This window comes from Streptomyces sp. W16 (assembly GCF_033194735.1).
Classification (GTDB): Bacteria; Actinomycetota; Actinomycetes; order Streptomycetales; family Streptomycetaceae; genus Streptomyces.
Genome location: NZ_JAWOAI010000431.1, coordinates 1 through 8,759 on the forward strand (window position 1 = coordinate 1; position 8,759 = coordinate 8,759).

The following is an 8,759-nucleotide window of genomic DNA, read 5'->3' on the forward strand; positions in this document are numbered from 1 at the left end:
CAGCCCGTCGCCCGTGGCACAGGGGCCCGCCGCGCCTTCCGAACCGGCACCGGCACCGTCCAAGACCCCGGAGCGCATCGTCTGATGGCATCGCACAACCGCCGGCCCAAGGTCACGAACCCGGCCCCGGGCGGCCGTCACGGCGCAACTCCGGCTGCGCCGGGTGGAGTTGGGTCCCGAGCCCCGCGCGGTCCCCGGCGCCGCCGTCTCTCCATGCGGTTCCTGCTGCCGATGCTGCTCCTCGTCGCGCTGCTGGCGATGCTGATGCTGCGCGGCTATGTGCACAGCGAGATCCTCGCCGACCACCGCATCCGCCCCGAGGCCGCGACCGACAAGGTGCCGGACAAGATCCTCGACGGCGGCCCGGTCATCGACACCCGCAGCGGCCGTACGACCAGCCTGGACGTGCCGGACCACGACATCGTCCTGACCTTCGACGACGGCCCCGACCCGACCTGGACGCCCAAGGTCCTGGACGTGCTCAAGAAGCACCACGCGCACGCCGTCTTCTTCGTCACCGGCACCATGACCTCGCGCTACCCCGACCTGGTCAAACGCATCGTGGACGAGGGCAACGAGGTCGGCGTGCACACCTTCAGCCACCCCGACCTCTCCTTCCAGTCCAAGAAGCGCATCGACTGGGAGCTGTCCCAGACCCAGCTCGCGATCACCGGCGCGGCCGGCATCCGTACGTCGCTGTTCCGGCCGCCGTACTCGTCCTCCGCCGACGCGATGGACAACCTGTCCTGGCCGGTGACCGAGTACATCGGCACCCGCGGCTACCTCACCGCCGTCAACAACACGGACAGCGAGGACTGGCAGAAGCCCGGCGTCGCGAAGATCATCAGCAACGCCACCCCGCGCGGCGGCAAGGGCGCGATCGTCCTGATGCACGACTCGGGCGGCGACCGCCACCAGACGGTCGAGGCGCTGGACAAGTTCCTGCCGGAGATGCAGGCCAAGGGCTACACGTTCGACAACCTCACCCAGGCGCTCGGCGCCCGCAGCGCGCTCACCCCGGTGACCGGCGTGAACCTGTGGAAGGGCAAGGCGTGGATATTCCTGGTCCAGGCCTCGGACAGCATCATGGACGTCCTGGTGGTGGGCCTGGCGATCACCGGCTCGCTCGTCATCGCCCGCTTCGCGCTGATGCTCCTGCTCTCCGTGATCCACGCCCGCCGGGTGCGCCGCAAGGGCTTCACCTGGGGTCCACCGGTCACCGAACCGGTCACGGTCCTCGTCCCGGCGTACAACGAGGCCAAGTGCATTGAGAACACGGTCCGTTCCCTCATGGCGAGCGAACACCCCGTCGAGGTGATCGTCGTCGACGACGGCTCGGCGGACGGCACGGCGAGAATCGTCGAGGCGATGGCCCTCCCGAACGTCCGGGTCGTACGCCAGCACAACGCGGGCAAGCCGGCCGCCCTCAACCGCGGCCTGGCGAACGCCAGTCACGACCTCATCGTGATGATGGACGGCGACACGGTCTTCGAACCGGCCACCGTACGGGAGTTGGTCCAGCCCTTCGGCGACCCGCGCGTGGGCGCGGTGGCGGGCAACGCGAAGGTGGGCAACCGGGATTCGATGATCGGCGCCTGGCAGCACATCGAGTACGTGATGGGCTTCAACCTCGACCGCCGGATGTACGACATCCTGCGCTGCATGCCGACGATCCCGGGCGCCGTGGGGGCCTTCAGGAGAAGCGCGCTGGAGCGGGTCGGCGGCATGAGCGACGACACCCTCGCCGAGGACACCGACATCACGATGGCGATGCACAGGGACGGTTGGCGGGTGGTGTACGCCGAGAAGGCCCGAGCATGGACCGAGGCGCCGGAAACGGTCCAGCAACTCTGGTCCCAGCGCTACCGCTGGTCCTACGGCACGATGCAGGCGATCTGGAAACACCGGGGCGCCCTGCTGGACCGCGGCCCGTCCGGCCGCTTCGGCAGGGTCGGCCTCCCGCTGGTGGCCCTCTTCATGGTCGTCGCCCCGATCCTGGCCCCGCTGATCGACGTGTTCCTGCTCTACGGCCTGGTGTTCGGCCCGACGGAGAAGACGTTCCTGGCCTGGCTGGGCGTCCTCGCCATCCAGGCGGTCTGCGCGGCATACGCGTTCCGCCTGGACCGCGAACGCATGACCCACCTCGTCTCGCTGCCGCTCCAGCAGATCCTCTACCGCCAACTCATGTACGTCGTACTGCTCCAGTCCTGGATCACCGCGCTCACCGGGGGCCGCCTGCGCTGGCAGAAGCTGCGGCGCACGGGGGTCGTGGAGGCGCCCGGCGGTCCGGTACCGACCCAGCGCAGCCGCAGTGGCAGTGACGATCGGAGGACTGTGGCATGACGCACGGATACACGACGGGGACGAACCAGGGGCCGGGGTCCGACCCCGAGTCGACACCGGCGTACGGGATTCCCCCGATTCCCCAACAGCGGCAGCAGGAACCGGAGTTGACGCCGGAGCCGAAGAAGGCGAAGGGCGGCGGCCGGGACCGCTACCTCGACCTCCTCCGCTCGATCGCGTTGGTCCGGGTGGTCGTGTACCACCTCTTCGGCTGGGCGTGGCTGTCGGTCCTGTTCCCTTCCATGGGCGTGATGTTCGCACTGGCGGGTTCGCTGATGGCCCGCTCGCTGAACCGTCCTGCGCTGGGTGTGATCAGGGGTCGGCTACGGCGACTGCTGCCCCCGCTCTGGGCGTTCAGCGCGGTGGTCCTGGTGCTGATGTTCGCGATGGGCTGGAACCCGCTCAAGGACCCTGACCTGGGCGGCACTTGGTGGGGCGCGGCGAAGCTGTTCGACTACCTCGTGCCGTTCGGCGCCCCGCCGTACCCCGAGCATCTGGGCTCCGAATCGGGCCTGTTGGAGAGCACATGGGCGGACCAGGCGGCGGGACCGTTGTGGTACCTGCGGGCGTATCTGTGGTTCGTGATCGCGTCGCCGTTGTTGCTGTGGGCGTTCAGGAGGGTCCCCTGGGCAACTCTGCTGGCACCCTTGGCGCTGACGGCAGTTGTCGGCACAGGCCTGGTGACCATCCCCGGCGAGACGGGCAACGCGGTGTCCGACTTCGCGGTGTACGGCGGCTGTTGGGTACTGGGCTTCGCGCACCACGAGGGGGTGTTGAAACAGGTCCCGCGGTACCTCGCGGTGTCCGGCGCGACCGTGATCATGGGCTTCGGTCTGTGGTGGGCGTCGGGTCATCTGGGCCCGGACGGCTGGGACTTGAACGACATCCCACTGGCCCAGGCGACGTGGTCCTTCGGGATCGTGGTGATCCTGCTCCAATACGCCCCGTCCTGGCAGGAGTTGCCGGGCCGCCTGGCCCGCTGGGACAAGCTGGTGACCCTCTCCAACAACCGCGCCGTCACGATTTACCTGTGGCACAACCTCCTCATCATGGCCACGGTCCCGATCATCGACCAGCTGTACAACCTGCCGTTCATGGAGAGCGACAGCGCGACAGCCCTGCTCGACAAGGCGGACACGTTCCTGATGTTCCTGCTGATCTGGCCGTTGATCGCGGTGGCGATTCTGGCGTTCGGGTGGATCGAGGACATCGCGGCGAAGCGGGGGCCGAGGTTGTGGCCGGACGGTGGTAAGAAGCGGGGCAGGAATCGGGGGAAGGGGTGAGATGGCCGCAGGGACGCCCTGGACGGTCTGTCCTCTGCTTCCGATCGTTCTGTTGAGGTCGTCCATGCTGCATTGATCTCTCCGACCTCAAGTAGGTGGTGACGGGGGAGCGGCGGAAGGAACGGGGTGTGGTCCTGCAGCCAAGTGAGCCGGAAGCTTCGTGTCCTCATCTGTTTTTGCTGCAGCGAGTTGATGGATCTTGAGCCCCGATGTCTGTCGCAACGGTCGGCCGGTGGGTCACCGAAACGGGGCGGGTTCCTCGTGCCCGCCAAAGATGGGCTGTCTGTGAAGCGCTCGGGGAGGACGAGGCGGTGTTGTGGCCAGCAGCAGCAAAGAAGGCGATCAAGGTCGGTCCGGACCGTGAGGTCGTGTCTGTTTATCCCTACCGGTCAGGCGTCCCAGCCTCCCTGTGACGGTCTCTGATCACCAAGGCCGAGCGAGAGTTGACCTTCGCGGGCTACACCAACTACTTCCTCTGGCTCGAACAGGCCCGCTTCGGTACCGCGTTACGACGCAAGGCCGCCCAAGGGTGCCGGGTGAGCTTTCTGCTCGGTGACCCCGACAGTGACCTCACGCGATCACGTGAACAGGACGAGGACGTTGCGCTCACCCTGTCCACCCGCATCCGCGTGACTCGCCGAACTGGAGAAGATCAGGAAGCAGCCGGGCATCGACGCGAGGTTCAGCGACGGGCACGCGTACCTGTCCGTGTTCCGCTTCGACGACGACATGATCGTCACGCCTCTGCTGACGCACAGCGTGGGCCACGATGCCCCGTGGCGCCATGAACATCGGCGAGTCACTGCCGGAGTGTGCCATCCGCGAGACCCGTGAAGAGACCGGGTTCGACGTCAAGATCATCGGCATCGTCGGCACCTACACCAACCCCCGCCATGTCTTCGCCTACGACGACGGCGAGGTCAGGCAAGAGTTCTCCGTCTGCTTCCTTGGCCCGCCCCGTGGCCGGGCAACTGGCGGTGTCCGAGGAATCCACCGACGTCCGCTGGTTCCAGTCCGGAGAGGTCGAAGCGCTCCCGATGCTCCCCAGCATCCGAAAGCGCGTGGACGACTGGCGCCACGGAAACATGCCCGCCACCCAGTAGCCGGAAGGAGTAGTAACCCAGCACAATCACCCCGACCCGCACCGACCGAGAGTCTCCAGAACGGACTTTCGCAAGTGGCCCGGCGAGCGGCTGCCGCCTGCCTCGCTCGATGCCGACAGTGGACGCGGGCTCCACTTCCCGGGGTGGGGGGCCGTTGAAGAAGTGTGACACTTTCGCGCAGAGTGTCATACTTTTTTCACCCCACCCCCTGACACCGAGAGCCCCGGGGGTCCTCGCGCCGACCGCGCCGACCGCAGCACCCGATATCGCATACTGACCCGCACGATCGCCACCGACCCAGGGGGGACAAGTGGCCGACGACAGAGTGCCGTTGAGCGTCACGGCGGACCCGGAGCGGCGGTTGTGGACGCTGCGGGCAGTGGGCGCCGGGGTGGGGGAGCCGGTCGTGGTGGGCGGCACGGTGTACGTGTCCGTGCCGGGCGAGCGCATCGCCGCTCTCGATGCCGGCAGTGGGCGGGTGCGCTGGTGCAGTGGCGAGGTCGCGGAGGTGTGGCCGCCGTATGTGGCCGTCGCCGGTGCCGTGGCCGTCGTTCCCGTACTGCAGGAGATGGGGCGCGGTGTGCTCATCGCGCTGGACGCGGCCACCGGCAAGGCGCGCTGGACCCGCCGCGAGAGTGCCCTGCATCGCGTTGTCGCCGTCGGCGACTCGGCCTTCGTCGTGTGGAGCGGCGCGTCCGAGGAGCGCGGATCGGTCGCCGGCGTCGACGCGCTCACCGGCGAGACCTTGTGGGAGCACGAGTTCGAGGGGATCAAGGGGCTCCTGGTGCGAGGGGAGCTGGTGATTCTGGGCGCCGATCGCTTCCGGGCACTGCACGGCCGTAGCGGCGACGAGATCTGGAACGGAGGGGACGGGACGCTGCTCACCCGGGCCGGAGGCGTCGAGGACGCGGCCGTCTTCCTCTGTTGGCGCGGCGGGTACTACGAGCCCAAGAGCCTCGTCGTACGAGCCTCGGACACCGGTGCGGAACTCACCGGGACCCGGTTCCCCGAGAAGGCCCTGAAGCACTTCTGGAGACACCCCGAACTCGTCGACGGCGGGCGCGTGTTGTTCGCCCGGTCCTGCGACCGCAGGATCCAGCTGTTCGCGTACGGGGGTCTGGACCGGGCCCGGGCGCTGGGGAGTTGGAAGCTGGGGCGTCTGCGGCACGGCACCCTCAGAGAAGTGGCCTGCGTCGGCGATTGGGTGTACGCCCTCAACTGGAGTGGCCGGGTGTACGCCGTCGAGGTCGGCCGACGGCGTGGTCTGCGGCGGTTGACGATGCGGGGCAGATACGAGCGGGTCCTACGGGATCCGCTGCACCTCACCGCCGGGCCCGGGTATGTGCTCGCCTCGGGCCGGGACGGGGTGGGCATGCTCCGTGACGGCCGCGTGCTGTGGGTGTCGGACACCATCCGGCCGGACTTCCGGCCGGTGCCGCTCGACGGCGACCGTGTCCTGTTCAGGGCCCGGAGCCGCAACGACAAGGAGACCCGCCTGTACTGCGCCGACGTGGAGACCGGCCGGCGCCTGCTGCCCTGAAGACCTCGGCGCGACCTCACCGCGCCCACTCTCCGCCGGTGAGAGCAACGTTCCCTTCCGGTCACTCACAGCCACAGCGTGGAAACCCGCCCTCCCTACCTTCGGGATGCATCACCGCTCGTTACCCCGTAGTGCACCGTGGAGGCGTCATGACAGCCACTGGCAAGTGGATCGAGCACTGGGATCCGGAGGACGAGACCTTCTGGCGGGAGACCGGTGAGAAGGTCGCCCGCCGCAACCTCGTCTTCTCCGTGCTCTCCGAGCACATCGGCTTCTCGATCTGGACCCTGTGGTCCGTGCTGGTGCTCTTCATGGGCCCGGAGTACGGGCTGACCCCGGCCGACAAGTTCCTGCTGACCTCGATGGTCACGCTCGTCGGCGCGGTCGTCCGGGTGCCGTACACCTTCGCGGTCGCCATATTCGGCGGGCGGAACTGGACCATCGTCTCGGCGAGCCTCCTCCTCATCCCCACCATCGCCGCCTTCGTGGTGATGAAGCCGGGGACCTCCTTCGACACCTTCCTGTGGATCGGCCTGCTGGCCGGTATCGGCGGCGGCAACTTCGCCTCCTCCATGACCAACATCAACGCCTTCTTCCCGCTGCGGAAGAAGGGATGGGCACTTGGGCTGAACGCCGGTGGCGGCAACATCGGCGTCCCCGTCATCCAGCTCATCGCCCTCGCGATCATCGGGGCCAGTGGCGGGCCGCGCGTGCTGCTCGGCATCTACATCCCGCTCATCCTCGTCGCCGCCGTCCTCGCCGCCCTCTTCATGGACAACCTCACCTCCGTGAAGAACGACACCGGCGCCGCCAAGGACGCCGCGCGGGACTGGCACACCTGGATCATGGCGTTCCTGTACATCGGCACGTTCGGGTCGTTCATCGGATACGCGTTCGCGTTCGGCCAGGTGCTTCAGGTCCAGTTCGGCCGTACGCCGCTGCAGGCCGCGTACCTCACCTTCATCGGCCCGCTGCTCGGCTCGCTGATCCGCCCGGTCGGCGGCTGGCTCGCCGACCGCTACGGCGGCGCGAAGATCACCCTGTGGAACTTCGTCGGCATGGCCGCCGCCACCGCGATCCTGGTCGTCGCCAGCATGCAGAAGTCGCTGCCGCTGTTCGTCACCGTGTTCATCGTCCTGTTCGTGCTCAGCGGGCTCGGCAACGGGTCGACGTACAAGATGATCCCCGGCATCTTCCAGACCAAGGCCCTCGCGAAGGGGCTTGAGGGAGACGAGGCGGCTGCCTACGGGCGTCGGCTCTCCGGGGCGTCCATGGGGCTCATCGGGGCCGTCGGCGCGCTCGGCGGGGTCGGTATCAACCTCGCCTTCCGGCAGTCGTTCCTCTCCTACGGCTCCGGCACCGGCGCGTTCGTCGCCTTCCTCGCCTTCTACGGCCTCTGCTTCGTCGTCACCTGGGCCGTATACCTTCGCCGCCCGACCGCCCAGGCGCAGGCCAAGGCTTCCGCATCGGAGGCGAAGTCGCAGCTCAGCTATGCCGAGGTGTGACGTAACACCGTCGACATGAAGTCGAACCGAGCCTGTCACGCACCGTTGACAGGCTCGTTCGGCATGTAGGTACCGCCGCACCATCCCCTGTACCACCGCATGTACGACTACGTTCGGGACGAGAGCCATGCACGAGCAACCGCAGCGACCGGAGAGCGCCCCGCACGGGCCCCTCTCCGGGTTCACCGTGGGCGTCACCGCCGCGCGCCGCGCCGACGAGCTGGGGGTCCTGCTCCAGCGGCGCGGTGCGGTGGTCGTGCACGCGCCCGCGCTGCGCATCGTGCCCCTCGCCGACGACAGCGAACTGCTCGCCGCCACCAAGGAGTTGATCGACCAGGCACCCGATGTGGTGGTGGCCACGACCGCGATCGGGTTCCGGGGGTGGGTCGAGGCCGCAGACGGATGGGGGCTCGGCGAAGCCCTCCTCGACCGGCTGCGCGGGGTGGAACTGCTCGCCCGCGGGCCCAAGGTCAAAGGGGCGGTACGGGCCGCCGGTCTCACCGAGGAGTGGTCCCCCTCGTCCGAGTCCATGGCCGAGGTGCTCGACCGGCTCCTGGAGGAGGGCGTCGACGGCCGCCGGGTCGCCGTACAGCTGCACGGTGAACCGCTGCCCGGGTTCGTGGAGTCGTTGCGGGCCGGGGGAGCGGACGTCGTGGTGGTCCCCGTGTACCGGTGGATGCCGCCCGAGGACATCGCCCCGGTGGACCGGATGCTGGACGCGGCGGTCTCCCGCGGCCTGGACGCGCTGACCTTCACCAGCGCCCCGGCCGCCGCGTCGCTCCTCTCCCGCGCCGAGACCCGCGGCCTGCTGCCCGAACTCCTCGCCGCCCTGCACCACGACGTCCTCCCGGCCTGCGTCGGCCCCGTCACCGCGCTCCCGCTCCAGAACCACGGCGTCACCACGGTCCAGCCCGAGCGCTTCCGCCTCGGCCCGCTCGTCCAGCTGCTCTGCCAGGAACTCCCCGCCCGCGCCCGCACCCTGCCC

At 68.6% G+C, this 8,759-nt stretch carries 6 protein-coding genes and 1 pseudogene; 6 read left to right on the plus strand and 1 reads right to left on the minus strand.

Going from position 1 to position 8,759, the window contains the following annotated elements; genetic code table 11:
• The first annotated feature begins 213 nt into the window (after window positions 1-213).
• Both R6V09_RS39030 and R6V09_RS39035 read left to right on the plus strand, forming a co-directional pair.
• Window positions 214-2,343: a glycosyltransferase gene (locus R6V09_RS39030; protein ID WP_317886220.1), complete on the plus strand. Its 2,130-nt coding sequence runs from the start codon at window positions 214-216 to the stop codon at window positions 2,341-2,343.
• Window positions 2,340-3,626, plus strand: coding sequence for an acyltransferase family protein (locus R6V09_RS39035; RefSeq protein WP_317886221.1), 1,287 nt, complete (start codon window positions 2,340-2,342; stop codon window positions 3,624-3,626). Before R6V09_RS39030 ends, R6V09_RS39035 begins: the two co-directional genes overlap by 4 nt.
• A 578-nt stretch (window positions 3,627-4,204) precedes the next feature.
• On the opposite strand, the gene R6V09_RS39040 is transcribed toward R6V09_RS39035, so the two are convergent.
• The gene (locus R6V09_RS39040) at window positions 4,205-4,357 is read right to left on the minus strand and encodes a hypothetical protein (protein ID WP_317886222.1); all 153 of its coding nucleotides are present in this window, start codon (window positions 4,355-4,357) and stop codon (window positions 4,205-4,207) included.
• 38 nt (window positions 4,358-4,395) lie between these two features.
• Here R6V09_RS39040 and R6V09_RS39045 point away from each other — a divergent pair.
• From R6V09_RS39045 to R6V09_RS39060, 4 genes and pseudogenes are all read left to right on the plus strand, one after another.
• Window positions 4,396-4,729, plus strand: a pseudogene (locus tag R6V09_RS39045) (NUDIX hydrolase); the annotation flags it as partial.
• 310 nt (window positions 4,730-5,039) lie between these two features.
• Entirely contained in the window at window positions 5,040-6,269 is a 1,230-nt protein-coding gene (locus tag R6V09_RS39050) for an outer membrane protein assembly factor BamB family protein (RefSeq protein WP_317886223.1), read from the plus strand.
• A gap of 149 nt (window positions 6,270-6,418) precedes the next feature.
• Window positions 6,419-7,774, plus strand: coding sequence for a nitrate/nitrite transporter (locus R6V09_RS39055; RefSeq protein WP_317886224.1), 1,356 nt, complete (start codon window positions 6,419-6,421; stop codon window positions 7,772-7,774).
• A 127-nt stretch (window positions 7,775-7,901) separates the two neighbouring features.
• A partial coding sequence (locus R6V09_RS39060) for a uroporphyrinogen-III synthase (RefSeq protein ID WP_317886225.1) occupies window positions 7,902-8,759 on the plus strand: 858 nt, incomplete at its 3' end.

Bases quoted from the DNA above. Each gene is read 5' to 3' on its own strand.
- R6V09_RS39030 (WP_317886220.1), top strand. From the start codon at position 214: ATGCGGTTCCTGCTGCCGATGCTGCTCCTCGTCGCGCTGCTGGCGATG.
- R6V09_RS39035 (WP_317886221.1), top strand. From the start codon at position 2,340: ATGACGCACGGATACACGACGGGGACGAACCAGGGGCCGGGGTCCGAC.
- R6V09_RS39040 (WP_317886222.1), bottom strand. From the start codon at position 4,357: ATGTCGTCGTCGAAGCGGAACACGGACAGGTACGCGTGCCCGTCGCTG.
- R6V09_RS39055 (WP_317886224.1), top strand. From the start codon at position 6,419: ATGACAGCCACTGGCAAGTGGATCGAGCACTGGGATCCGGAGGACGAG.